The organism is Georgenia soli, from assembly GCF_002563695.1.
Lineage (GTDB): Bacteria > Actinomycetota > Actinomycetes > Actinomycetales > Actinomycetaceae > Georgenia > Georgenia soli.
Map to the genome: position 1 here is coordinate 1578112 of NZ_PDJI01000004.1, position 26175 is coordinate 1604286.

At 74.8% G+C, this 26175-nt stretch carries 19 protein-coding genes; 4 read left to right on the top strand and 15 right to left on the bottom strand.

All coding sequences use genetic code 11. The features are described from left to right. Positions 1-7: 7 nt before the first annotated feature. Positions 8-1054, top strand: a complete 1047-nt coding sequence (locus ATJ97_RS08375) for a YihY/virulence factor BrkB family protein (protein ID WP_098483358.1) — start codon at positions 8-10, stop codon at positions 1052-1054. A gap of 6 nt (positions 1055-1060) precedes the next feature. On the opposite strand, the gene ATJ97_RS08380 is transcribed toward ATJ97_RS08375, so the two are convergent. From ATJ97_RS08380 to ATJ97_RS08390, 3 genes are all read right to left on the bottom strand, one after another. Next, positions 1061-3466 (bottom strand): glycoside hydrolase family 65 protein, encoded by a 2406-nt coding sequence (locus ATJ97_RS08380; protein WP_098483359.1) that lies wholly within the window; start codon positions 3464-3466, stop codon positions 1061-1063. Continuing rightward, entirely contained in the window at positions 3463-4197 is a 735-nt protein-coding gene (locus ATJ97_RS08385; RefSeq protein ID WP_098483360.1) for a beta-phosphoglucomutase family hydrolase, read from the bottom strand. The genes ATJ97_RS08380 and ATJ97_RS08385 overlap by 4 nt, the downstream gene beginning before the upstream one ends. Before the next feature lie 113 nt (positions 4198-4310). Next, positions 4311-5183 carry a phosphatase PAP2 family protein gene (locus ATJ97_RS08390; protein ID WP_098483361.1) on the bottom strand — a complete coding sequence of 291 codons (873 nt, stop codon included), beginning with the start codon at positions 5181-5183 and terminating at the stop codon, positions 4311-4313. Positions 5184-5251: 68 nt separating this feature from the next. Here ATJ97_RS08390 and ATJ97_RS08395 point away from each other — a divergent pair, with 68 nt between their 5' ends. Next, on the top strand, positions 5252-9001 hold the full coding sequence (locus tag ATJ97_RS08395; RefSeq protein ID WP_098483362.1) for a methylmalonyl-CoA mutase family protein: 3750 nt from the start codon (positions 5252-5254) through the stop codon (positions 8999-9001). 91 nt (positions 9002-9092) lie between these two features. On the opposite strand, the gene ATJ97_RS08400 is transcribed toward ATJ97_RS08395, so the two are convergent. The 8 genes from ATJ97_RS08400 to ATJ97_RS08430 all read right to left on the bottom strand — a co-directional run bounded on the left by ATJ97_RS08400 (position 9093) and on the right by ATJ97_RS08430 (position 17703). Next, positions 9093-9899: a PIG-L deacetylase family protein gene (locus ATJ97_RS08400; RefSeq protein ID WP_170037285.1), complete on the bottom strand. Its 807-nt coding sequence runs from the start codon at positions 9897-9899 to the stop codon at positions 9093-9095. After that, positions 9896-11368: a glycosyltransferase 87 family protein gene (locus ATJ97_RS08405; protein ID WP_170037288.1), complete on the bottom strand. Its 1473-nt coding sequence runs from the start codon at positions 11366-11368 to the stop codon at positions 9896-9898. The genes ATJ97_RS08400 and ATJ97_RS08405 overlap by 4 nt, the downstream gene beginning before the upstream one ends. Continuing rightward, positions 11365-12003 (bottom strand): rhomboid-like protein, encoded by a 639-nt coding sequence (locus ATJ97_RS19765; RefSeq protein ID WP_170037291.1) that lies wholly within the window; start codon positions 12001-12003, stop codon positions 11365-11367. The genes ATJ97_RS08405 and ATJ97_RS19765 overlap by 4 nt, the downstream gene beginning before the upstream one ends. Before the next feature lie 139 nt (positions 12004-12142). Continuing rightward, complete coding sequence (locus ATJ97_RS20020; RefSeq protein WP_211287111.1) at positions 12143-13501, bottom strand: DedA family protein; 1359 nt, start codon at positions 13499-13501, stop codon at positions 12143-12145. Positions 13502-13526: 25 nt separating this feature from the next. Beyond that, positions 13527-14384: an SDR family oxidoreductase gene (locus ATJ97_RS08415; RefSeq protein WP_098483366.1), complete on the bottom strand. Its 858-nt coding sequence runs from the start codon at positions 14382-14384 to the stop codon at positions 13527-13529. 67 nt (positions 14385-14451) lie between these two features. Further along, entirely contained in the window at positions 14452-16047 is a 1596-nt protein-coding gene (locus ATJ97_RS08420) for a DUF7059 domain-containing protein (protein ID WP_098483367.1), read from the bottom strand. 55 nt (positions 16048-16102) lie between these two features. Continuing rightward, the gene (locus tag ATJ97_RS08425; RefSeq protein WP_245862285.1) at positions 16103-16975 is read right to left on the bottom strand and encodes an NAD(P)H-hydrate dehydratase; all 873 of its coding nucleotides are present in this window, start codon (positions 16973-16975) and stop codon (positions 16103-16105) included. After that, positions 16972-17703, bottom strand: coding sequence for a histidine phosphatase family protein (locus tag ATJ97_RS08430; protein ID WP_098483368.1), 732 nt, complete (start codon positions 17701-17703; stop codon positions 16972-16974). The genes ATJ97_RS08425 and ATJ97_RS08430 overlap by 4 nt, the downstream gene beginning before the upstream one ends. 176 nt (positions 17704-17879) lie before the next feature. On the opposite strand from ATJ97_RS08430, the gene ATJ97_RS08435 reads away from it, so the two are divergent. After that, entirely contained in the window at positions 17880-19625 is a 1746-nt protein-coding gene (locus ATJ97_RS08435; RefSeq protein WP_245862290.1) for a BCCT family transporter, read from the top strand. Between the two features lie 83 nt (positions 19626-19708). Here ATJ97_RS08435 and ATJ97_RS08440 read toward each other — a convergent pair whose 3' ends face one another. The 3 genes from ATJ97_RS08440 to ATJ97_RS08450 all read right to left on the bottom strand — a co-directional run bounded on the left by ATJ97_RS08440 (position 19709) and on the right by ATJ97_RS08450 (position 23117). Beyond that, positions 19709-22111, bottom strand: coding sequence for a sodium-translocating pyrophosphatase (locus ATJ97_RS08440; RefSeq protein ID WP_098483370.1), 2403 nt, complete (start codon positions 22109-22111; stop codon positions 19709-19711). A 140-nt stretch (positions 22112-22251) separates the two neighbouring features. After that, the gene (locus tag ATJ97_RS08445) at positions 22252-22614 is read right to left on the bottom strand and encodes an STAS domain-containing protein (RefSeq protein WP_098483371.1); all 363 of its coding nucleotides are present in this window, start codon (positions 22612-22614) and stop codon (positions 22252-22254) included. 158 nt (positions 22615-22772) lie between these two features. Continuing rightward, the gene (locus ATJ97_RS08450) at positions 22773-23117 is read right to left on the bottom strand and encodes a hypothetical protein (RefSeq protein ID WP_098485327.1); all 345 of its coding nucleotides are present in this window, start codon (positions 23115-23117) and stop codon (positions 22773-22775) included. 183 nt (positions 23118-23300) lie between these two features. On the opposite strand from ATJ97_RS08450, the gene ATJ97_RS08455 reads away from it, so the two are divergent. Beyond that, positions 23301-25760, top strand: a complete 2460-nt coding sequence (locus ATJ97_RS08455; RefSeq protein WP_098485328.1) for a DEAD/DEAH box helicase — start codon at positions 23301-23303, stop codon at positions 25758-25760. Between the two features lie 14 nt (positions 25761-25774). Here the strand turns inward: ATJ97_RS08455 and ATJ97_RS08460 are convergent, their stop codons facing one another. Then, positions 25775-26173, bottom strand: coding sequence for an Rv3654c family TadE-like protein (locus tag ATJ97_RS08460; protein ID WP_098483372.1), 399 nt, complete (start codon positions 26171-26173; stop codon positions 25775-25777). Positions 26174-26175 lie beyond the last annotated feature (2 nt).

The following is a 26175-nucleotide window of genomic DNA, read 5'->3' on the forward strand; positions in this document are numbered from 1 at the left end:
GGAGGCGATGGCGCAGGAGGGGCTCGGGACGTCGGCGCCCGTCCGGCAGACGCAGGTGGTCGGACGGCGCCCCTCGCGCCGCTTCATGGCGGGCAAGGCACTGCGCGAGTTCTTCAACGACGAGTGCTGGGACCGAGCGGCCGGCATGACCTTCTTCGGGGCGCTGTCGGTCCCGCCGCTGGCGGTCGCCATCTCCTCGATCTTCGCCCTCGCGGGCCAGAACGAGGCCGCGGTGACGGCGGTGCTCGACGTGCTGCGGCTGCTCGCGCCGGACCAGGAGTCGTTCGAGGCGGTGACCCGACCGGTGCTCGCGCTGACGGACCATCCTGCCGCCGGGTTCTCCCTCGTCGTCGGGCTCGTCACGTCGTTGTGGCTGGCGGCCGGGTACGTGGGGTCGTTCGGTCGGGCGATGAACCAGATCTACGGGGTGCACGAGGGCCGCCCGCTGTGGCGCCTGCAGCTGTGGCACCTGCTCACCACCGTGGTCCTCGTGGCGTTCGGGGTGCTCGTGACGATCCTGCTCGTGGTCTCCGGGCCGGTGGCCCGGGCGGTGGGGGCGGTGCTCGGTGTCGGCCGGACCGCGGTCGTGGTGTGGGAGGTGGTGCGCTGGCCGGTGCTCCTGCTCGCGGCCGTCCTCGTGGTGGCGCTGCTGCACTACGCCACCCCGAACGTGCGGCACCCGCGGTTCCGGTGGGTCTCCCCGGGCGCGCTCGTCGCGATCGGCCTGGCCGCCGTCGCCACCCTGGGGCTGCGGCTGTACGCCTACTCCGGCCGGTTCGACCTGACCTACGGCGGCGTGCTGGCCGGCATCGTCGTGGTCTCCCTCTGGATGTGGATCATCAACATGGCGCTGCTCCTCGGCGCGGAGATCGACGCCGAGGCCATCCGCGCCCGCCAGCTCGTCGCCGGCATCCGCGCGGCCGAGACAGCGATCCAGCTGCCGGTCCGGGACACCCGCGCCACCGAGCGGGCCAGGCGCCGCCAGGCCGCGGACGCCGCGCGCGCCCGCAGCCTGCGTCACTCCCACGGCTGGCGCGACGACGACGAGAAGTGAGACCGGTCAGGCGACGTGGTCGGCCTCGAGGGCCCGGGGCACCTCGAACCCGCCCTCGCCGTTGATACGCCGCGGTGCCCGCCCGGGCGGCTGCGTGGGCGGCGGCAGCAGCGGCTGCGGGGTGCGCAGGGGGCGCACGAGCGGGACGTCGTCGCCGACCTCGACGTCCTCGTCGTACAGGCGCAGCGGCATGCGGCAGCCGGCCGGGCCGGCGACCGCGCAGCGCACCTCGCCCTCGCCGATCCGCACCTCGAGCCGCATCCCGTGCCAGCGCACCCGGAAGGTCAGCGCCTTGATGGTCGACGGCAGGGCGGGTGCGAGGCGCAGCACCTCACCGTCCTCGCGCAGGCCCCCGAAGCCGGCGACGACGCCGATCCAGGCGCCGGCCAGCGAGGCGAGGTGCACGCCGTGCTCGGTGGTCTGCTGCAGGTCGTGCAGGTCCACCAGGGCCGCCTCGTGGAGGTAGTCCCGGGCCAGGTCCAGGTGCCCGACCTCGGCGCACATCACCGCCTGGGTGCAGGCGGAGAGCGAGGAGTCGCGCACGGTGCGGCGCTCGTAGTAGTCGAGGTTGCGGGCCTTCTCCTCTGCCGTGAAGGCCTGCGGGTGCCAGTGCATCGCGAGCACCAGGTCGGCCTGCTTGACCACCTGCTTGCGGTACAGCTGCACGTACGGCGCGTGCAGCAGCAGCGGGTAGCGGTGCCCGTTCGGCTCGAACTCCCACTCGGCGAACCGGGTGAAGTGCGAGCACTGCTCGTGCACGCCGAGGGTCTCGTCGAAGGGGATGTGGACGTTCCGGGCCGCCTTCTCCCAGGCGGCCAGCTCCGCCGTCGTCACGCCCATCTCTGCGGCGAGGTCGGGGTTGCGTCGGCACGCCTCCACGGCGCTGGTGAGGTTCCGCGCCGCCTGGAGGTTGGTGAAGACGTTGTCGTCGACCACCGCCGTGTACTCGTCCGGACCGGTGACCCCGTCCATGTGCCAGCCGCCGTGGCTGTCGTGGTGGCCGCGGGAGTGCCACAGCCGGGCCGTCTCGACGAGGACCGCGAAGCCTCCCTCGCGCTCGAGCGTGATGTCCCCGGTGACCTGGCGGTAGACCTCGAAGGCCCGGACGATGTCGGCGTTGATGTGGAAGGCGGCCGTCCCGGCGGGCCAGTACGCCGACGTCTCCGCGCCGTCGATGGTGCGCCACGGGAACGTGGCCCCGCCCAGCCCGAGGGTGCGCGCCCGGTCCCTCGCCGCCTGCAGGGTCCCGGCGCGCCAGCGCAGCGCGTAGGCGGCGGCCTCCGGGGCGGTCAGGGTCAGGACGGGCAGGACGAACCCCTCGATGTCCCAGAAGGTGTGGCCGTTGTAGCCGGTGCCGGTCAGCCCCTTCGCCCCGATCGCGCGCCCCTCCGAGCGGGCACCCGCCTGCAGCACGTGGAACAGCCCGAGGCGCACCGCCTGCTGCAGGACCGGGTCACCCTCGATCTCGACGTCCGCGGCGTCCCAGAACTCGGCCAGGTACTCCTCCTGCAGGCCCCTGAGCGTGGTCCAGCCGCCGTAGCGGGCGCTCGTGAGGGCGGCGGCCACCTGGTCGCGCAGCGCGGTGGAGGTGCGCGTGCCGGACCAGCCGTACGCCACGTACTTCACGAGGCGGAGCTTCTGGCCCGGCTGCAGCACGGTGACGACCGAAGTGCGCGCCCAGTCGGCCCGCGCCTCGTTCTCGAGGTCGTACTGGGCGTCGCACTCGATGTCGTGGTCCATGCCGGCGGCGAGGTGGAGCTCCGACTGCGCCGTGCGGTGCACGAGCACGGCGCCGCGCTGCTCGACGTCCTGGCTCACCGCCACGAGCGGTGAGTGCAGCGCCTTCGCCACCCGCGGGTCGTCCCCCTCGGCCGGCACGGGTCCCGCCTCGTTGGCGACGAGCCCGGACTGGACGATGATGCGGGTCTCCTCCTCCGCCTCCACCGTGTAGGCGATGGCGGCGACGGCGCGGTGGGAGAAGGACACCAGGCGCGAGGACTTGATCCGCACCGGCCGGCCGGCGGGTGAGGTCCAGTGCACCTCGCGCCGCAGGATGCCGGTCCGCATGTCGAGGCGTCGCTCGTGCTTGGTGAGCTTGCCGTAGCGCACGTCGAAGGGCTCGTCGTCGACGAGCAGGCGGATCAGCTTGCCGTTGGTGACGTTGACGATGGCCTGCCCGGCCTCCGGGTAGCCGTAGCCACCCTCCGGGTAGGGCAGCGGGTGATGCTCGAAGACGCCGGAGACGTAGGTGCCGGGGACGACGTTCGGCTCCCCCTCGTCGAAGTTGCCGCGCAGCCCGATGTGGCCGTTGGACAGGGCGAACAGGGACTCCGTCTGCCCGAGGTGCTCGAGGTCGAGCTCCTTCTCGCACAGCACCCACGGGTCGCGCCCGAGGTCCGCGTGTCCCTTCACAGCAGCTCCTCCAGATCCGTCACGACGACGTCGGCCCCCGCCGCCCGCAGGGCGTCCGCCTGCCCGAGCCGGTCGACCCCCACCACGTAGCCGAAGTCTCCCGCCCGGCCGGCCTCGACGCCCGCGATGGCGTCCTCGAAGACCGCGGCGGCGCCGGGGGGCACGCCGAGCTCCTCCGCCGCCACGAGGAAGGTGTCGGGGGCCGGCTTGCCGGGCAGGGAGCGTTCGCGGGCGACGACGCCGTCCACCACGACGTCGAAGCGGTCCGCCAGCCCCGTGACCTGCAGCACCGTGGCCGTGTTGGCGCTGGAGGAGACGACGGCGAGGGCCAGGCCCGCCGCGCGGGCGGCGTCCACGTACCGGCGGCTGGCCGGGTAGACCTCCACGCCGTCGTCCCGCACCAGCTGCTGGACCAGGGTGTTCTTGCGGTTGCCGACGCCGTTCACGGTCTCGGCGTCCGGGGCGTCGCCGGGCTCCCCCTCGGGCAGGTGGATGCCGCGGCTGGTGAGGAAGTCCCGCACGCCGTCGGCCCGTCGCTTGCCGTCGACGTGGGCGGCGTAGTCCGCCTGCGCGTCGAACGGCACGAAGGAGGTTCCCGTGCGGGCGGCACGGGCGGCGAGGTACTCGTCGAACGTGCGGGCCCAGGCGGCGGCGTGGACGCGGGCCGTGTCCGTGAGGACACCGTCGAGGTCGAACAGACAGGCTCTGACGCCGTCCGGCAGTCCCAGCACGCGAAGCCCTTTCGGTCGTGCGGATCGTGGGACCACTTTCGCACCGCCTCCGCGGCGGCACGATCCGAGTGGGCCGGAGTGCCGGAGGGACGGAGCGCGGACCGAACGGCAGGTCAGCGCCGCGGGGCCCCGAGGGCGAGCGCCGCGTACCCGCTCAGGCACGCCACGGCGACCACGCCGGCGCTCGCGCCCCCGTAGGCGAGCAGCTGCTCGGCTCGCGAGTCGCCGCCCACCTGGGAGGCGACCACCATGGCCACCAGCGCGGCCAGCGCGCCCGCCAGCCCGACGACGGCCAAAAGGGTACGGGTCAGGGCGTCGGCCCGCCGGGACCACGCCGGCGCCGCGCGGCCGCTGTCGTCCGTCCCGGGCCCGACGACGGCGAGGGCCAGGAACACCCAGGCACTGACGACCAGGAGGGCGGCGACGACGTCGGAGGCACGGTGCCAGCCGCCGATCATGGTGGACAGGCCCGTGCCGCCGGCGTAGGCCAGGCCCACGAGCGTGGCGAGCCAGCGCCAGCGCGGCGGCGTCGCCAGGAGGGCGGCGCCGGCGACCGCGGCGGCCACCGTGGTGTGCCCGCTCGGCAACGAGTTCATGGTCGCCTCGGAGATGCCCAGCTGAGGACGGTCGAAGATGCTGTACTTCAGCAGCTGGGTGGTCACGTTCGCCCCGCCGACCACCGCGGCGACGGCCACGGCCACCATGACCCGACGGCGCAGCAGCGCGACCGCACCGGCCACCAGGATCGTGAGGGCCAGGAAAGGCACGGAGACGACGTCGAGGACGGACTGGGCGCCCTCGTCGAGCCGGCTGCGCCCGATCCGCGAGCCCAGGTAGGCGATCTCGTCGATGCGCTGCCCGGTCGGCGTCGTCACGAAGAACCACCAGACCCCCACGACCGCGGCCGCCGCCAGGGCGGCGAGGAGCACCCCCGCGGCGCGCCGGGCGACGAGCGGAGGTGCCGAGGGAGCGTCGGTCTTCGTCACGGGACCACGGTATCCGCGCACCGATAGACTGCGAGCGCCCCGCCCGACGACGTGTGGAGGTTCACGCGATGACCACCCTCGCCCGCCCGAGCGAGAAGCAGGTGACCACCAGTCCGCTGAGGTTCGTCACAGCGGCCGGACTCTTCGACGGCCACGACGCGTCGATCAACATCATGCGCCGCCTCATCCAGGACCGGGGCGCCGAGGTGATCCACCTCGGGCACAACCGCTCCGTCGAGGACGTGGTGCGGGCCGCGCTGCAGGAGGACGCCGACGCGATCGCGCTCTCCTCCTACCAGGGCGGCCACCTGGAGTACTTCCGCTACATGGTGGACATGCTGGCCGAGCGGGGGGCCGCGCACGTGCGGGTCTTCGGCGGGGGCGGCGGGACCATCACGCACGAGGAGATCGCCGACCTCGAGGCCTACGGGGTCGAGAAGATCTACCACCCCGACGACGGCATGAGGCTCGGCCTGACCGGGATGGTCGACGACGTGGTCGCCCGCACGGCCCGGCACCGGGCCGCCCGCGGGGAGGTGCCGCCCCCCGACGGCGCGGCGGTCGCCGCCGGCGAGGACGCCGCCGTGGGGAGGGTGCTGAGCGCCATCGAGGACGGCGCCTGGGACGGTGCCGAGCTCGAGAGGCTGCGCGAGGCGTGGGCAGGGCGGGCGGCGAGCTCCGGCGTCGTCCCCGTGGTGGGGGTGACCGGCACGGGGGGCGCGGGGAAGTCCTCGGTCATCGACGAGCTGCTGAACCGGTTCCTCGTGTCCTTCCCGCAGATGCGGGTGGCGGTGCTGTCGGTGGACCCGACTCGGCGGCGCACCGGCGGCGCGCTGCTCGGGGACCGGATCCGCATGAACACGCTGCGCAGCCCGCGGGTGTACATGCGGTCCATGGCCACCCGCGCCCGGCACGTGGCCGTCAGCGCCGTGCTGCGGGACGCGGTGGCGTTCCTCCGCTCGGCGGGGTTCGACCTGGTGTTGGTGGAGACGGCCGGGATCGGGCAGGCGGACTCCGCCGTGGTGGAGCTGGTGGACCTGCCCGTGTACGTCATGACCAGCGACTACGGGGCGGCGAGCCAGCTCGAGAAGATCGACATGCTGGACTACGCCGACCTCGTGGTGCTGAACAAGTACGACAGGCGCGGCGCCGAGGACGCGCTGCGGGACGTGCGCAAGCAGTGGCGGCGGAACCGGGTGGCGTTCGACGTGCCCGACGAGGAGGTGCCCGTCTATCCGACCATCGCCAGCCAGTTCAACGACCCCGGCATCACCTGGATGTTCGTGAACCTGTGCCGGCTGGTCCGCGAGCGGGTGCTCGCACCGGGGAGCGACGGCAGGGCCGGCACTGACGGCGCCGCCCGCCCGCCCGCACGCGTCGACTTCCGTCCCGAGCTCGACACGACCCTGCGGGAGCCGCGCGCCACCGTGCTCATCCCGCCGAGCCGGGTGCGCTACCTCGCCGAGATCGCCGAGCAGGGCCGGGCGGCGAACGCGGCGGTCGCGGTGCAGGCGGACGCCGCGGACCGCGCCCAGGCGTACTGGACCGCGCTGAAGGACCTCGGGGACCCCCGTCTGCCCGGCCCGCTCGAGGCGTACGCGGACGCGGACCTGACGGCGGGCCAGCCGTCGGGACGTGACGCGGCCGCCGAGCCGTCGGGACGTGACGCGGCGGCCGGCCCCATCGGTCCGCCGACCCACCGGCCGGACGCGACTCCCGGGGGCCCGGAGACGACGCCCCAGGGACCGGACGCGACGCTCCTGCAGCTGCGCCGTCGTTACGACGACGCGCTGGGCACCCTCTCCCCCGAGTCGCTCGCGCTGCTGCGCGGGTGGCCCGAGCGGCTGCGGTCGATCACGGACGAGGCCGCCGAGTACCAGGTGCGCGGGCGGGCGATCCGGGTGGAGAACTACCGCGAGTCGCTCAGCCACCTGCGGGTGCCGAAGGTGGCGGCGCCGCGCTACCGCAGCTGGGGGGACCTGCTGCAGTTCCTCGGCAAGGAGAACCTCCCCGGCCACTACCCGTACACGGCCGGGGTCTACCCGTACCGGCGCACGGGCGAGGACCCGACACGGATGTTCGCCGGCGAGGGCACGCCCGAGCGCACCAACCGCCGCTTTCACTACCTCTCGCGCGGGCAGACCGCGGTGCGGCTGTCCACCGCGTTCGACTCGGTGACGCTGTACGGGGAGGACCCGGCGCCCCGGCCCGACATCTACGGCAAGGTCGGGAACTCGGGGGTCAACGTCCCCACGCTGGACGACATGAAGAAGCTGTACTCCGGCTTCGACCTGTGCGCGCCGACCACGTCCGTGTCGATGACGATCAACGGCCCGGCGCCGATCATCCTGGCGATGTTCCTCACCACCGCGATCGACCAGCAGGTGGAGAAGTACCTGCGGACGGACCCCGACCGGTGGGCGGCGGCGCAGCGCCTGCTCGAGCAGAGGTTCGCGGGCCGGCCGCGGCCGGTCTACGCGGGCGACCTGCCGCCGGGGCACGACGGGCTGGGACTGGCCCTGCTCGGCGTGACCGGCGACGAGCTCGTCGACGCGGCGACGTACGAGCGGATCAAGGACGAGACGCTGCGCGTGGTCCGCGGCACCGTCCAGGCGGACATCCTCAAGGAGGACCAGGCGCAGAACACCTGCATCTTCAGCACCGAGTTCGCGCTGCGGATGATGGGCGACATCCAGGAGTACTTCATCCGCAACGGGGTGCGGAACTTCTACTCGGTGTCGATCTCGGGCTACCACATCGCCGAGGCCGGGGCGAACCCCGTCAGCCAGCTCGCGTTCACGCTCGCGAACGGGCTGACGTTCGTCGAGTACTACCTGGCCCGCGGGATGGCGGTCGACGACTTCGCGCCCAACCTGTCGTTCTTCTTCTCCAACGGGATGGACCCCGAGTACACGGTCATCGGCCGGGTGGCGCGACGGATCTGGGCGCGCGCGATGCGGGACCGGTACGGCGCCGGGCCGCGCAGCCAGATGCTCAAGTACCACATCCAGACCTCCGGGCGGTCCCTGCACGCCCAGGAGATCGAGTTCAACGACATCCGGACCACGCTGCAGGCGCTCTACGCGCTGTTCGACGCCACGAACAGCCTCCACACCAACGCCTACGACGAGGCCGTGACCACGCCCACGGAGGAGAGCGTGCGGCGGGCGATGGCCATCCAGATGATCATCACCAGGGAGCTGGGGCTCAGCGCCAACGAGAACCCGTGGCAGGGCAGCTTCGTCGTCTCCGAGCTCACCGACCTCGTCGAGGAGGCCGTCTACCGGGAGTTCGACGCGATCAGCGAGCGCGGCGGGGTGCTCGGCGCGATGGACACCATGTACCAGCGCGGCCGCATCCAGGAGGAGTCGCTCTACTACGAACGGCGCAAGCACGACGGGTCGCTGCCGATCGTCGGGGTGAACACGTTCCTCCCCGCCGAGCACGCCGGCGAGATCGCCACGCCCGTGAAGCTCATCCGCTCCACCGAGGAGGAGAAGGCCCAGCAGATCGCGAACGTGCGCGCCTTCCAGGAGGCCCGTAACCCGCTCGCTCCGGTGGGCGCGACGTCGTCCCGGCACCTTCCGGCCGACGGCGGACGCGGCCGCTCCGAGACCGGACGCGGCGGCTCGGAGGCCGGACCTGCCGGTACCGGGGCGGCCGACGGCGGTGCGCACGGCCTCGCCTTCCTGCAGCGGGCGGCGCGGGACCGCGAGAACGTCTTCGAGGCGCTGATGGAGGCGGTGAGGACCCACAGCCTCGGCCAGATCAGTCACGCCCTGTACGACGTCGGCGGGGAGTACCGCCGGAACATGTGAGCCGGGCGGCCACCGCCGTCGCGGCGTGCCCTGCGGGCGGGCACGTGGTCATGGCGTCGTGCTCGTCGTGGCGAGCAGGCCGCCGTGGGCATCAGTCCGGGACCGCGGCGGTGTGCAGGTAGGACGTGAGATACCGGTCGGAGGCGAGCAGCACAAAGTGCCAGGGCGCGCTGCGGTAGCCGATCGCGTCGAGACCGGACCGGGGGTCGGCGCGGCGGTACGCCTCCAGCGCGGCGCGGACCGCCCGCGCGTCGGTCGTGGTGAGGGCCTGGAAGCGCCACAGCCCTCGCCGCGCGGTGACGTCCCCGAACGGGTCGACCCAGAACAGCGCGTCGTGGACCAGGCCGGCGTCGGACAGCCGCTTGAGGACACGGCCGTTCGCGCGGTGCATGGGGTTGGCGTCGAAGGCGTAGGTGTGCGCGACGTGGGTCACCGACCGCCCCGCCAGAGCCTCGGAGCGCTCGAACCGCAGGGCCGTCGCGCGCATCTCGGCGAGGTTGTCGGCAGGGCCGGGGCGCACGTCGGGCAGGACGGTGACGTGGCTCGCCGCAAGGCCCAGAGCCCGCGTGGCACGGCGGAACTCCTGCGCCCGCCGCGCACCGATCTCGGCCGGCGTCATCCCGGCGAGGGCGGGCCCCGGCAGCAGCGTCGCCACACCGCGGCCCTGGGAGACGAGGACGACGTAGACGTTCTCCGGCCCCTTTTGGGCGAGGGCGGCGCGGATCGCGCTCGCGCCGAGGAGCGTCTCGTCGTCAGGGTGCTCCGGGTAGAAGACGACGACGTCACCGCGGAACCGGGGATTCTCCGGGATCGGCGTCTCCTGCTGGCTCGCCGGCACGAGGAGGAGCAGGGCGACGGCTGCGGCGACCGCGCACACCAGGCGAGGAGCGGAGGTCACGGCCGCGGCTCCCGCAGCTGGTACCCGCCGGCCTCGGCCAGGACCGGCCAGCGCGCCACCGTGGCCCTCGACAGGGCGTCGAGCCCCGTGCCCCTGCGGTGCACCACGGTCGCCTCCCCGGAGGAGAGGTACCCGAGCACCTGCCGCTGCCACGGCCCGTCCAGACGGCGCGGGGTGCCGTGGGTGGGACGTGCCGGGTCATAGGTCAGGCCGGAGACGTCGACCCAGAGGCGGCACCCCCGGGCGAGGTCGCGGGAGAGGGTGTCCATGAGCACCAGCGCGGTGGGGTCGTCGGCGGTGACGCACCCGTCCACGTGCCGCGCCGCACCGGCGAGCGCCCGGGGGAAGGGAGCGCGGACCGCGGGGGCGAGCGACTGCGCGGCAGCGACGAGCAGCACCGCCGTGGCGCCCGCCACCATCACCTGCGCCGGGCGCCGCCCACGGACCTGGAGGGCCCGGGCCCGTTGGACCGCCAGGCCCAGCACCACGCTCACCGGCACGGCCGCCAGCGCCCCGTAGTGGCGGAAGGTCGTCGGACTCGCGAGCAGGGTCAGCACGGCGCCGGCCAGGAGCGCGAGGAACAGGTGCGCGCGCCGGTCCCGCCGCACCGACCACGCCGCCAGGGCCACCGCCGCGCAGCCACCCACCACCAGCAGCACGTGGACGGGTCTCAGCACGGGGTCACGGCCGAGGAGGGGGCCGACCATCCCGGCCATCCGTTCTGCCCAGCCGGCAGCCGCCCGGGTGCGCCCGAGCTGGGCCAGCGCGACGTAACGCACCATCTCCGAGGGTGCGGCGAGGAAGAACGGCAGGCACACCGCCACGCAGACACCCGCCGCTCCGGCGAGGAGCTGCCCGAGCCTGCCTCGCCCGGAGCGCCGGCCGACCCACACCGCGACGATGACGAGCGGGACGACCCCCCAGATCTTCACGCACACGCCCAGACCGAGCAGGGCCCCCGCGCCCAGCGCCGCCCGTGCGGTCAGCTCCGGCCGCGCCAGCAGCACGACCAGGCCGGCCGCCAGGCAGAGGTTGGCCGGCCCCTCCAGCATCGTCGTCCGCTCGGCGTGGGCCGCGGCCGGGGCGACGGCGTACGCCAGCCCCGCCGTCAGCGCCGCCGCCCGGCCGGCCGCACCCGCCAGCCGGGCGACGAGGACGGCGGTGACGCACCCGACCACGGCGAAGGCCGCCCGGGCGACGGCGAACGCGACGCTGTCGGGCAGCCACCGCGTGAGCGCCGCGAACGGCGCCAGGGCGAGAACGATCCCGGGCGGGTGCAGGAGGACGAAGTCGGCGTAGGGCAGCCGGCCGTGCACCAGGGCCGTCGCGGCGGTGAAGTAGACGCCGTCGTCGTACACGCCCGCCCCCCGCAGCCCCCCGCCGGCCAGCACCGGGACCAGGCGCCAGAGCAGGGCCGCCGCGGCGACGGGCACCCAGACCGGGAGGGTGACGGTGCGGGGCGGGGTCACGGGAGGCGCTCCGCCGTGCGCGCGGCCCGCGCCACGCGGGCCGCGAGGAGCGCCAGACCGAGGCCGAGCAGGAACGCGCTCGCGTGACCCACGTCCGTGAACGTCTGGTGCCAGAGCAGCGGCGCGACGTACAAGCCCGCGGCCCCGGCGACGTACACGCCGCGCCAACGAGGCGGCACCCGGGAGACGACGAAGGCGGTCATGCCCGCGACGCCGTAGCTCACGCCGACGTCGGAGGCGCGCGCGACGCTCTCGGCGAGCCGGCCGTGGGTGATGCCCGAGGCGATGAGTGCCGCGACGAACAGCGTGGCACCCACGTGGCCGAACCCGGCCACCAGCACGGTCCCCGCGCGGCCGACCCACCGCTGCCCGGTGGCGTAGACGAGCAGGAGCAGGGGCAGCTGCGACAGCAGCCCGGTGAGGGTGGGCACCACGAAGGCGCTGACGACGAGCACGAGAACCGGCCGGTCACGCAGGTTCTCGAGGTTGGTGCTGCAGCGCTGCACGACGTCGGCGCGCACCTCGGCCGGGACCAGCTGGAGCCCGATCGTCACGGCGGCGACCAGCGCCGCGTAACCGAGGGCCACGTCGCTCGACAGCACGAGCCGCGCCGCCGCACGCGCGGTGCCGCGCACGTGGCGCCACGCCCGGGCGGTGCCTGGACGGCCCCGGGGGCGCGTGGGGTCGCCCCCCACACGCCGTGGCGAGGCACCCACAGGTGCGATCGTGCCCTCGGGGGCCCGACGCCGCGACCCGAGCGCCGCCCGCACCGCCTCAGCCGGGCCGGGCGGGCCGCGGGCGCCCCTCGAGCGGTGCCCGTGGCCGCCCCTCGAGCGTCAGGAGCCCCACCGCCCATGCGGCGACCCAGGCGGCGGCGAGGGCGAGGCCACCGGTGACGTCGGTGAGCCAGGTCCCGAGGTACAGGTCGGCCGCCGCGACCGCGGCCGCGAACGCCACGGCGACGACGGCGGGCCGGCGCGGCACGGAGAGGTGGACGTGCCGCAGCAGCACGTGCACGACGGCCGCCGCCGCCACGGCCGCCTGGAGGGTGCGGGCCGCGGGATAGGTCGACAGCGCGGGCGCGGCCCCGCCGCCCGGGGCGGGCTGGTCGACCAGGACGGCCACGAGGTCGCGCAGCGCGACGGCACCCAGGTACAGCGCCGGCGGCCCCGCCGCCGCGGACCACCGGCCGGTGCGCCGCCAGGCGAGGCCGCCGGCCAGGAGCACCACCGGGACGAGCACCACGGAGCTGCCCAGCGTGCCGAGCACCTCGGCGGCCACGGTCGCCCACGGGTACTGGTGGGCCTCGACCCAGCCCCGCACCACCGGGTCGAGCAGCGCGAACTCCTCGTGCGCCACCACGTCCTGCGTGGTGCCGGCGAACAGCCAGACGCCACCCGCGCCGACGGCCACGGCGAGCGTCAGCGGCAGCCCGGTGGGGCGCCGCTCGACGCGGGCCGCGAGCCACGCCGTCTGCCGGGGGAAGCGCCGCCGCACCGCCTGCAGCCGCGGGCTTGACCGCATCCGGGCGGCCAGCCGGTCGCGGCGCTCGGGGCGCAGCAACCGGCCGAGGAGGAGCGCGAGCACGACGACGGCGAGGATCCCCAGGCCCACGCGGGAGGCGATGTGCTCGACGTGCTGCCAGCTGCGGCCCCCGAGGTAGCCGAGCAGGACGGCGGCGACGGCCCAGATGGTCCCGCCGGCGATGTTGTACGCCGCGAAGGTGCCGTAGGGCAGCCGCGCCATCCCGGCGAGGCCGGGGATGAGCACCCGGAGGGCGGCGGTGAACCGGCCGACGAACACCGCTCGGCCGCCGCGTTCGGCGAGGAACTGCTCGGCCCTGTCCAGGTGGTCGTGCCGCACCCACCGGCCGACCGTGCCGGTGAGGAGCCGCCGTCCCCACCGGCGCCCGACGGCGTAGCCGACGCTGTCCCCGACGACCGCGCCGAGCACCCCGGCGAGGAGCACGGCGACGAGGCTGACGCGCTGCTCGTAGGCGAGCACCCCGCCGAGGACGAGGGCCACCTCGCCGGGGAAGACGAACCCGACGAACGCCGACGCCTCCAGCGCCGGGACGAGGAAGACGACGGCGAGGGCCCACCACCCCGGCAGGGCGAGGATGTGCTCGGCCACCGCCTGCATCGTGCCTCCTCGTGGCTCAGAACACCGGCTTGCCCCCGGTGACCCCCAGCACGGTGCCGGAGACGTAGCTGGCCTCGTCGCTCGCCAGGTAGACGAACGCCGTCGCCACCTCGATCGGTTGCCCGGCGCGCCCGAGCGGGGTGTCGGCGCCGAAGCCCTCGACCTTCTCCTCCGGCATCGTGGCGGGGATCAGCGGCGTCCAGATCGGCCCGGGCGCCACCGCGTTCACGCGGACGCCCCTCGGGCCGAGCTCGGACGCGAGGTTGACGGTGAGGTTGTTCAGCGCGGCCTTCGTGGCGGCGTAGTCCAGGAGCGGCTCCGAGGGCTGGAAGGCCTGGATCGACGTCGTGTTGATCACCGCCGACCCGTCCTTGAGGTGGGGCGCCGCGGCCTTGGTGAGCCAGAACGTCGCGAAGACGTTGGTGGCGAAGGTCCGCTCGATCTGTTCCCCGGGGAAGTCCTCGAGCTCGGAGTGCGTCATCTGGTAGCCGGCGTTGTTGACGAGGACGTCGAGCCCGCCGAGCCCCTCGACCACCTTGGTCACCAGCTCGGCGTTGGCCTGCTCGGTGCGCTGGTCGGTGGGGCACAGCACGCACTTCCGCCCCGCCGCCTCGACGTGCTTCCTCGTCTCCTCGGCGTCGTCCTGCTCCTCGGGCAGGTAGGCGATGGCGACGTCGGCACCCTCCTTGGCGAAGGCGATCGCGACGGCGCGGCCGATCCCGGAGTCGCCGCCGGTGACGAGGGCCTTCTTCCCGGCGAGGCGACCGTGCCCGGTGTAGGACGTCTCGCCGTGGTCCGGGGCGGGATCGAGGGCCGACGTCGAGCCGGGCCACTCCTGCTGCTGGACGGGGATGTTCGACAGGTCGTTGCTCATGGCCCATCGTTGCCGGAGAAGCCCGCCGCCCGCACGTCGAGGCGGCGCCCGCCCGGCCCGCGGGCACCTACCCCAGGCGCAGGAACCCGTCCACGAGCAGCTCGCGCACGGCCGGCAGCAGCTCGGCGGCGACGTCGGCGGCGGGGACCTCGAGCAGCGTCGCGAGCGCGCCCGCGATCTCCCCGACGCTCAGCTCGCCGTCGCAGGCCCCGACGGCGCCGGCGACCAGCGTCCCGGGCCGCACGACCCGTCCGAGCCCGCCGCCCTGCCGGAGCTGCAGCACCTGCGGGTCCGTGTCCCCCGGCATCAGGTGGTGCTCCTCGGTGACGTCGGGCGAGCGCACCACCCGCAGGGCGGCGAGGGCCGCGTCGTCGGTGCCGGCGAGGCGCTCCCGCACGGCGAGCACGTCGGCCACGTGCGGGCCCAGGGGCTGGCGCACCGGGCCGGCCACCTCCTCGACGCGCCGCCACGGCGCGCGGGCGGTCGCGGGCCGCTGCACCAGGACGTAGCCGAACCCGATCCCCTCGACCCCGCGCGCCTCGAAGTCCGCCAGCCACGCGGCGTAGGCGGCCTCGTAGCCGGCGCGGTCGAGCTCGGGGCGCATCCCGCCGTCGCGCAGCCACAGCTCGGCGTACTCGGCGGGGTCCTGGACCTCCCGCTGCACCACCCAGGCGTCGCAGTCCTCGGGCAGCCACCCGGCCACCCGCTCGCGCCAGTCCTGCCCGCCGTGGTGCTCCCAGTTGCCGAGGAGCTGCGCGACCCCACCCGGTGCCAGGTGCTGCCCGACGGCGGAGACGAGGTCGTGGACGAGGTCGTCCCCGCCGCGCCCGCCGTCGCGGTACTCCATGACGGGCAGGCCGGCGTCGTACGCGGCGGCCGGAGTGATGACGAACGGCGGGTTGGAGACGACGAGGTCGAACGTCTCCCCCTCCACGGGCCCGAGCATCGAGCCCTCGCGCAGGTCGACGTCGACCCCCGCGAGCCCGGCGTTGAACGCCGCGAACCCGAGCGCGCGCGCCGAGATGTCGGTCGCGACGACCTGCTCGCTGTGGCGTGACGCGTGGAGCGCCTGCACGCCGCACCCGGTGCCGAGGTCGAGCGTGCGGCGCCGGGGCGTGCGCGCGGTCACCTGGGCCAGCGTGAGCGAGGCGCCGCCGATCCCGAGCACGTGGTCGGCCCGCAGCACCGCACCGGTCGCCAGCTCGCCGAGGTCGGACGCCACCCACCACCGCGCCGTGCCGGCGCCGTCCGTGACGGCGTAGGGGCGCAGGTCCACGACGGCGGCCGCGGCGTCCTCCGGGCCCGCGCCGGCCGTCCGCACCAGGCCCAGGCGCTCGGCACCGTCGGCACCGGTGCGCGGCAGCGCGCCGTCGAGCTCGGCGCGGGTCACGTCGTCGCCGAGCATGAAGGCACGCAGGAGCACCGCGGCCGGGTGGTCCTGCGTGCGGGCCGCCCGCAGGGCGGGCAGCCGCTGCTCCCGGTGCAGCGCCGCCGACGCGACGCCGCCGACCAGCTCCTCGACCGCCTCGCGCGTGAACTCCGACCGCTCGAGGTCGGCGCGCAGGGCCGCCAGCACCGCCCGGTCACCGGCGGGCGGCGGCGCACCGGTCCGCGCCGTGCTCGGCTCGGCGGCGTACGGGGACGGGCCTGGTCGCGAGGTCATACCGGCAGCCTATTGACGCACGGGCTGCCGCCGCCCGGGAGGACGGTCCCCGAGCTCAGGCCGACAGGGCGTGCAGCTCGTGCGGCAGCTCGTCCACCAGCTCGCGGGCGAGGAAGCCGACCTTCCCCACCCGCGCGGTGAGGGAGTCCCCGGCCGCGGCGTGCAGGTGCATGGCCCACGCGGCCGCCTGGGCCGCCTCCGCGCCACGCGCGAGCAGCCCGACGATCGCGCCCGCGAGGACGTCGCCGCTGCCCGAGGTGCCCAGACCGGTGTGGCCGGTGGAGGAGCGCCACATGCGCTCGCCGTCCGAGACGATCCCGTGCCCGCAGACCACGGCGCCGTAACGCTCCGCCACCTCGTGCACGGCGTCGGCGGCCGCCTCGTCCGCGATCTCGTCCCGGTCGAGCAGCCGCGCCATCTCGACCAGGTTGGGGGTGAGCACGAGCCGGCCCCGCAGCCGCTCCTGGACCTCCCCGGCACCGGGCAGCACCCCGAGCGCGAAGGCGTCGAGGACGACCGGTACGTCCTCGCCGACGTGCGGCACGAGCCCGCGCAGCAGGGCGAGGGTGCCCTCCGGCGCCCCGAGGCCCGGTCCGAGGAGGACTCCGTCCGCCCTGGCAGCATGCTGCTCCAGCCGCCGCGCGTCGTCACCGGTGACCTCGCCGTCGTCGTCCTCGGCGAGCCCACGCACCCCGGCCTCCGGCACGGCGACCGCCACCGCCGGGGCCACGGACGCGGCGACCGCGAGGCTGAGCCGGCCCGCACCGACGCGCAGCGCCGCCAGGCCGGCGAGCATCGCCGCGCCGGGGGTCGCCCGCGCGCCACCGACCACCATCACCTGGCCGCGCCCGTACTTGGACCCGTGCGGCTCGGGCAGCGGCCACGCGCGCAGCAGCGCCGGCGTCACCGGCTCGGGTGCGTGAGTCACCGGACCTCCCGCACGGCGCTCGGTTCGTCGGTCCGGGGGGCGTGCTCCTGGCGGAGGTGGGCGTCGAGGTTGTAGTCGGCGAGGTGCCAGTCCTCGCCGTCGTGGACGAGCCGGGTCACGGACGCGTTGCGGACGCCCTCGGTGCGCCCGATCTCGAGGACGCGCTCCTCGTCGAGCTGCTCGCACACGTAGCGGAAGACGAGCACGACGACGTCGTGGCAGGTCACGAGGACGCGCCGGTGACGTGACTGCCGTTCGAGGTCGGCCAGCACGGTGCGCACGCGCAGCGCGACGTCGGCCCAGGACTCCCCGCCCGGCGGCCGGTGGTAGAACTTCCCGAGCCACCGGCGGCGCTCCGCCTCCTCGGGGAACCGGGCCAGCACGCCGGCCGTGGTGAGGGTGTCGGTGATGCCGAGGTCGCGGTCGCGGAGCCGTTCGTCGACGCGCAGCGGGACGTCGGCGTCGGCCACCCGCAGCGCCGTGCGGGCGGTGTCCAGCGCCCGGCGGTACGGGGAGGACCACACCACGTCCGGGCGCCGGTCGTCCGGCAGGTCCCGGAGCCAGGCCCCCAGCGCCTCCGCCTGGGCCTGCCCGGCGGCCGAGAGCTGGACGTCGGGGTCGCGCGCGGGGACGTCGATGGTCTCGGCCCCGGCCGCCTCGGCGCGGGAGGCGGCGATGTTCGCGGCGCTCTCGCCGTGCCTGACCAGGAGGATCTCGGTGACACCCATGAGCGCAACGTAGGTTCCGGCGTCGTCCCGCGCGCGCGGAGAGAAGCAGGCCGAGGCCCCGGCCGCCGGCCGCCGCCCCCGAATGGTGTGCCCGTGGCGGTCCGGATACGTTCGGTCGCGGCCATGAGAACGGATCGCTGGCACACGGCTGCCGGGGAACGACGACGGAGGACATCGTGACCACCCCCCGAACCGGGACGCCGCCCGAGACCGGCCGCCGGAGGGTCGAGGCGCCGAGGGTCTTCTACCCGGCGCTGGCACTCATTGTCCTCGCCGTCGTGCTGGCGATCGTCTTCCCCGACGGGACGGCCTCGGTCCTCACCACCCTGCAGTCCGGCGTCGTCGCCGGCTTCGGGCCGTACCTCGTGGTCCTCGTCTTCGCCTTCGTCCTCTTCACGCTCGCCATGGGGCTCAGCCGCTTCGGGGACATCAAGCTCGCGCGGGACGACGACGAGGAGCCCGAGTTCGGCCTGCGCTCCTGGTTCGCGATGCTGTTCGCCGCCGGGATGGGTATCGGTCTCGTCTTCTACGGGGCCGCCGAGCCCCTCACCCACTTCGTCGACCCCAAGCCCGGGGTCGACGGCAGCAAGGCCACGCTCGCGACCGCCGCCATGTCGCAGACCTTCCTGCACTGGGGCTTCCACGCCTGGGCCATCTACGCCGTCGTCGGCCTGTCGGTCGCCTACGCGATCCACCGCAAGGGCAGGTCGGTCTCGATCCGCTGGGCGCTCGAGCCGCTCCTCGGCGAGCGGCGGGTGCGCGGCGCGCTCGGCGACGTCATCGACGTCGTCGCCGTCGTCGGGACGCTGTTCGGCGTGGCGACCTCGCTCGGCCTGGGCGTGCAGCAGATCTCCGCCGGCCTGTCCACGCTCGGCGTGGTCGGCGAGGTGACGAGCAGCCTGCTCATCGTGCTCATCGTCGTCATCACGCTCGTGGCCCTCATGTCCGTCGTGAGCGGCGTGGGCCGGGGCATCAAGTGGCTCTCGAACATCAACCTCGGGATGGCCGGGGTGTTCATGGTCGCGGTCCTCGTGCTCGGCCCGACGCTGTTCCTGCTCCGCGACCTCGTGCAGTCCCTCGGGTCGTACCTGCAGAACGTCATCGCGCTGAGCCTGAACGCCTCCGCGTACACCGGGGACGAGGGGCTGGCCTGGCAGGGCACCTGGACGATCTTCTACTGGGGCTGGTGGATCTCCTGGGCGCCCTTCGTCGGCGTGTTCATCGCCCGGATCTCCCGCGGTCGCACCGTCCGTGAGTTCGTCGCGGGCGTCATGCTGGTCCCGACGGCGGTGAGCTTCGTCTGGTTCACCGTGCTGGGCGGGTCCGCGATCCGGCAGGCGTGGGAGGACATGAACGGCGGGCTCTTCGACGCCGCCGAGGGTGTCGTCGCCGAGGACGTGCTGTTCAACTTCCTGCGCTCCCTGCCCGCCGGCGGCGTGCTCATCGTCATCGCCGTGGCGCTGGTGGCCATCTTCTTCGTCACGTCCTCGGACTCCGGCTCCCTGGTGATCTCCATGCTCGGGTCCGGGGGTAACCCCGACCCGCGCACCTGGGTCCGGGTGGTGTGGGGGCTGCTGCAGGGCGCCGTCGCCATCGCCCTGCTCCTCGCCGGCGGTCTCGCCTCGCTCCAGACGGCCGCGATCCTGACCGCGCTGCCCGTGTCGGTGGTGATGATCGGGATGTGCGTGGCCACGTTCCGCGCGCTCCACGCCGAGCACCGCGTGCTCGTGGAGGCGGAGCGGCGTCAGCGGCGCGACGAGCTCGCCCGCCGGATGGACCGGCACATCACCTCACGGCTCGAGGGCGACCTCGCTCCGCACGTCGTCCCGCACATCGACGAACGCCTCGAGGCGGCCTTCGCGGAGCGGGACGACGCGACAGGAGAGCGGGCGCACGGCGGGACCCGCCGCCACCGCGGCTGACTCGTCCCCGGTGGGGACTGCCCCGACGGCGGAGGGCCCGGGGTCTCCCGACCCCGGGCCCTCCGCCGTCGTGCTCGGCCGCGTCAGCGGCGCTCGGCCGGCTCGGACGCTCCCGCGCTGCCGGTCGTGCTCCCGGTCCGGGTCGTGGGCTCCGGGGCGACCTGCTCCATCTCCCCGGCCACGTGCGGCCGGGTGGCGATCGTGTTGTCGATGTCCTCCGCGGTGTCCACCTGCCCGGCGCGCCGCCGGGAGGCCACCACGGCGCCGAACGCGATGGCGGCGGCCACCAGCGCGATCGAGATGCGCACGGCGTGGTTGGTGTCCGCCGGCACGCTCAGCTGCACCACGGCGGGGGCGATGAGGAGCGAGACGAGGTTCATGACCTTGATGAGCGGGTTGATCGCCGGGCCGGCGGTGTCCTTGAAGGGGTCGCCGACGGTGTCGCCGATGACGACGGCGGCGTGGGCCTCCGAGCCCTTCCCGCCGTAGTGCCCGTCCTCGACGATCTTCTTCGCGTTGTCCCAGGAGCCGCCGGAGTTGGCCAGGAAGACGGCCATGAGCACGCCGGCGCCGATGGCCCCGGCGAGGAACCCGGCGAGCGGACCGACGCCCAGGCCGAAGCCGACGGCGATCGGGGCGAACGCGGCGAGGAGGCCGGGCGTGGCCAGCTCGCGCAGGGAGTCCTTGGTGCAGATGTCCACCACCCGCCCGTACTCGGGGCGGGTCTGGCCGGTCATGATGCCGGGGTGCTCGCGGAACTGGCGGCGCACCTCGAAGACGATCGCGCCGGCCGCCCGGGTGACGGCGTCGATCGCCAGGCCCGAGAAGAGGAACACGGTGGCCCCGCCGAGGATCACGCCGACCAGGGTGATCGGGGAGATGATCTCGTAGCTGACCATGGCGCCGACGATCCCGCCGGCCACCTGCGTCCCGGCGTCCGCGATCTCGGCGAGCGCCACGCGGACGGCGTCGGCGTAGGAGCCGAACAGCGCGGTGGCGGCGAGGACCGCCGTCGCGATGGCGATGCCCTTGGTGATCGCCTTGGTGGTGTTGCCGACGGCGTCGAGGTCCGTGAGCACCTGGGCGCCGGCCTCGTCGACCTCGCCGGACATCTCCGCGATGCCCTGGGCGTTGTCGCTGACGGGGCCGAAGGTGTCCATGGCGACGATGACGCCGACCGTGGTGAGCAGGCCGCAGCCGGCGAGCGCGATGAGGAACAGCGAGAGGCCGATGTGGCCGCCCGCGATGAGGAAGGCGCCGCAAATCGCGGCGGCGATGATGCCGGCGGTGTAGACGGCGGACTGGAAGCCCACGCCGATGCCGGAGAGGACGACGGTCGCCGCGCCGGTGCGCGAGGTCGACGCCACGTGCACCGTCGGCCGGGAGGTGGTGCCGGTGAAGTAGCCGGTCAGCCACAGGATGACGCCGGCGAGCACCACCCCGATGATGACGGCGGCGGTGACCATGAGCCGCGGGTCCCCGCTGTTGCCGGCCAGGTCCTCGCTGACGCCATCGATGGCCCCGAACGAGGAGGGCAGGTAGACGAACGCGGCGATCGCGGCGAGCACCACACCGACGACGGCGGAGACGTAGAAGCCGCGGTAGATCGCGGTCAGGCCGGACTCCTGGCCCTTGACCCGCGTGATCACGACGCCGAGGAGGGCGACGAGCGCCCCGATGGCGGTGACGATGAGCGGCAGGATCAGCCCCTGCTCCCCCATCGCGGCCTTGCCGAGGATGAGGGACGCCACCAGCATCACGGCGTAGGACTCGAAGAGGTCCGCGGCCATGCCGGCGCAGTCGCCGACGTTGTCGCCCACGTTGTCCGCGATGGTGGCGGCGTTGCGCGGGTCGTCCTCGGGGATGCCCTGCTCCACCTTGCCGACGAGGTCCGCCCCGACGTCGGCCGCCTTGGTGAAGATGCCGCCGCCGACGCGCATGAACATGGCGAGCAGCGCGGCACCGAAGCCGAAGCCCTCGAGAACCGCGGGGGCGTCCCCGCGGTAGAAGATCACGACCCCCGCGGCGCCGAGCAGGCCCAGACCGACCACCGCCATGCCGACCACGCCACCGGTGCGGAACGCGATCCGCGCCCCCTCGGTGCGGCCGTCGGCGCGCGTGGCCGCGGAGGCGACCCGCACGTTGGCCCGCACGGCGAGGGACATGCCGAGGTACCCGATGGCGGCGGAGAACCCGGCGCCGAAGAGGAAGGCGATCGCCCGGCCGACCTTGATCTCCGGATCGGCGGGCAGAAGGAACAGGAGGCCGAAGACGACCACCGCGAAGATGCCCAGCGTGCGGAACTGCCGTCTCAGGTAGGCCTGCGCGCCCTCCTCGATCGCGCCCGCGATCTCCCGCATCCGCGGCGACCCCGCGTCCGCGGCGAGCACCTGGCGGCGCAGCAGCACCGCGATGATGAGCGAGACGATCGCGACTCCCGCGATGATCCCGACGATGGTCAGGCTCGTGGCCCCCAGATCCAGCATCCGCCCTCCTCGGCAGCGCGTTCCACCTGCGACGACGTCGTCACGGATGGCTGTTACCCGGGCGAGCCTACCGGTGCGGCGACGCGGCGCGGCAAGTTCCGCCGTAGTGGCCGGCGCGTGTCCGGTGGCGCCCGGGAGCTCTAGACGGACTCGGCCAGGTGCCCGGCGTCCCGCCCGAGCGCCTCGTCCAGCGTGCGGTGCAGGACCATCCCGTCCGTCATCCCGGAGAGCTCGAGGACCGAGCGCACCTGGTCGGACGTCACCACGACGCGCAGCGCGGCGTCCAGCGTGCTCATCACCGTGCGCCGGTCCAGCACGGCCCGCACCCCCGCGGAGTCGATGAACGTCACCGCGCCGAGGTCGACGACGACGGCGGTCGGCAGGGCGTCGAGCGCCCGGTCGACCGCGGCGCGCAGCCGGCACGCGGTGGCGCCGTCGAGCTCGCCGACGACGGTGATGACGTGGGTCGCGCCCACCACCTGCACCTTCACCCGAAATGTCATGCCTGCCACCCCCTTGCGGCGATCGTCCCACCGAGGGGGCGCGCGGCCGAGGTGCCCGGGTGCGCACAACTGCCCTTGGCAGCCACCTGCCACCGTCGTCGGCGTGCAGGTGGCAGCTCCGACGGCGCGCTCCGGGCGGCCGGCGGCGTTCGGCAGGGTTACCGGCCGTGGATGGCGGCGACGAGCTGCTCCGGGTCGCTGACGTCGAGCAGCAGCCCGTCGAGCCGGGGGTGGTCCGCGGCGATCTGGACGGCGGGCCGCCCGCGGCTGACGGAGACGACGGTCCTGTGGCCGGGGCGCCGCCAGGTGCCGATCTTGCGGTAGCCGGGCAGGCCGAGGCCGGGCGCGCGGAGCCCGTGGGTCGCCGCGAGCCCGTCGGGGACGACCTGTGCGTCCCGGATCGCTGCGAGCGGCAGGTCGATGTCGCGGACGAGGCCGGCGATCTTCTCCCTGCGGGTGAAGCGGACCTGGAGGGTGTCGGCGGTGACGTGTGCTGTGGTCATGCCCCACATGGTGGCGGCGCTCGTGCCGCTCCGGCATCGGCCGCTCGACCGAGCTGTCCCGTCCTCTCCTCCGTCTCCCGGAGGAGGAGACCCTCTGGCGCCGGGCGCCGGCCGCCGGGCGCCGGGACGCCGGCCGTGCACGGCCCGGCCGAGGCCGGCTCCTCGTCCGCGGGTGTCGGTGCGATGACGCAGACTGATCCCGTGCCCCGCCCGGACCTCGTCGCCCTCCTGCGCGCCAGCGGCGCGCGCGACGGGCGCCTCGTCCACCTCGAGGAGCTGCCCGCCCGCCAGGGGCGGACCGCCGAGTGGCCGGGCTGGGCGGACCCCGACCTCGTCGCCGGCTACCGGCGCCTGGGCGTGGAACGACCATGGGTGCACCAGGTCACCGCGGCCGAGGCCGCCTGGGCGGGGCGGCACACGGTCGTCGCCACCGGCACCGGGTCCGGCAAGTCCCTCGCCGCCTGGCTGCCCGCGATCTCCGCGGTCCGCGCCGGTGCCGCAGACGCCGCCCGCCCCGGCGCGGGCAGCATCGCCGCCTACGACCGCCGCCCCACCACGCTGTACCTCTCCCCCACGAAGGCCCTTGCCGCGGACCAGCTGACCGGGCTGCACCGTCTTCTCGACGCCGCGGGGCTGCGCGGGGTGCGCGTGACCACCTGCGACGGCGACACCCCGCTGGAGGAGCGGGACTGGGCCCGGGACCACGCGGACGTCGTGCTGTCCAACCCCGACTTCCTGCACTTCTCGATGCTGCCCTCGCACCGGCGCTGGCAGCGTCTGCTCAAGGGGCTGCGCTACGTCGTCGTGGACGAGTGCCACGCCTACCGCGGCGTCCTCGGCGCCCACGTCGCCCTGGTGCTGCGCCGCCTGCTGCGCCTCGCGGCCCACTACGGGGCCACCCCGACGGTGCTCGCCGCCTCGGCCACGACGGCGGAGCCTGCGCTGACCGCAGCCAGGCTGATCGGGGTCCCGGAGTCCGACGTGGTCGCCGTCACGGAGGACTCCGCGCCGGCCGGACGGCGCACCGTCGCCCTGTGGCAGCCCGCCCTGTCGCCCGGGTGGGGTGCCTCGTGGCCCGGCGAGGGGGTGGAGCTGGGCGCGGGCGGCCCCGAGGACGAGGCGTTCGAGGCCGGGCCGCGGCGCAGCGCCACCGCCGAGGCCGCCGACCTGCTCGCCGACCTCGTCAGCGCCGGCGCCCGCACGCTGGTCTTCGTCCGCTCGCGCTACGGGGCCGAGGTCATCGCCGAGCAGGCCCGCCGCCATCTGCGGGAGGTCGACGCGGAGCTCGCCGCCCGCGTCGCCGCCTACCGGGGCGGCTACCTCCCGGAGGAGCGACGGGAGCTGGAGCGGGCCCTCCGCTCCGGCGAGCTCCTCGCCCTGGCCACGACCAACGCGCTCGAGCTCGGGGTCGACGTCGCCGGCCTGGACGCCGTCGTCATCGCCGGCTGGCCCGGCACCCGCGTGTCCATGTGGCAGCAGGCCGGGCGGGCGGGCCGCGCCGGCTCGGACGGCGTGGCGGTGCTGGTGGCCAGCGAGGACCCGCTCGACGGGTTCGTCGTGCACCACCCGGAGGCCATCTTCGGCGCCGGCGTCGAGGCGACGACGTTCGACCCCGCCAACCCCTACGTCCTCGCGCCGCACCTGTGCGCGGCGGCGTCCGAGCGTCAGCTGACCGAGCAGGACCTGCCCCTCTTCGGGCTCCCGGACGCCGCACTGCTCGACGAGCTGACCCGGCGGGGCCTGCTGCGGCGCCGCCCGACGGGCTGGTTCTGGAACTTCTCCCGCCCCGAGCGCCCGCAGGACCTCACGGACCTGCGGGGCGGCGGGCACCGTCCGGTGCAGGTGGTCGAGAGCGGGACGGGCACCGTGCTGGGGACGGTCGACGGCGCCCGCGCCGACGCCACCGTCCACCCCGGTGCCGTGTACCTGCACCAGGGGCGCACGTTCGTCGTCGACGCGCTCGAGGACGACGTCGCCCTGGTCCACGCCGACCAGGACGTCGGGCACCGGACCAAGGCCCGGTCGTCGTCGTCCGTCCGGGTGCTGTCCGTGCGCGACCAGGAGGTGTGGCGCGGCCGCGACGGCACCGAGGTGGCCTGGTACTTCGGCGACGTGGAGGTCACCAGCCAGGTGACCGGGTACGACAGGCGGCGCCTGCCCGGCATGGACATCGTCGGGTCCTACCCGCTGGACATGCCCGAACGGGTGCTCCCGACGACCGCCGTGTGGTGGACGCTGTCGGCCGACGCGTGCGAGGCGGCCGGCGTCGGCAAGGACGTCCTGCCCGGCGCGCTGCACGCCGCGGAGCACGCCTCCATCGGGCTGCTGCCGCTCCTCGCGACGTGCGACCGGTGGGACATCGGCGGCCTCTCGACGGCGGTGCACCCGCAGACGGGTCAGCCCACGGTGTTCGTCCACGACGGCTACCCCGGCGGCGCCGGCTTCGCCGAGCGCGGCTACCGGGCGGCGCTGGGGTGGGTGCGCGCCACCCGGGACGCCATCTCCTCGTGCGGCTGCACGGACGGGTGCCCGGCGTGCGTGCAGTCGCCGAAGTGCGGCAACGGCAACTCCCCGCTGGACAAGACCGGTGCCCTGCGGGTGCTGTCGCTGCTCCTGCGGTGCGCGCCGCCGGGCCGGGACTGACGCCGCGGCGGGCCTCAGTCCGCCGGACCGGCCCGCGCGACCGCCCGTGCCGCCAGCCCGGTGCCGTCCGAGAGCGGCACCCGGGTCGAGACGACCACGTCGCCTCCCACCTCCCGGCAGCGCACGATCTCCGCGCCGTTCGCCGCGACGACCTCGGCGGCGACGGCGCACGGGTCGCGGGACACGCCTGCCGGGTCGTGACGGGCCTGCGCCGCCGCCAGCGCGCCCAGGTCCGCCGCCACCTGCGCGGTCCCGCGCGCGTGCACGGCGCGGGAGACGCCGACGACCGCCAGCGTGAGGGTGAGCAGCACCGCCACGAGCGCCAGCCCGAGCACCGACCCGGCGCCGCGGTCGGGTCCGCCGGGTCCGGCCGCGCACCCCCGGGGCGGGCGGCCCCCCGACGGGCACCGCATCG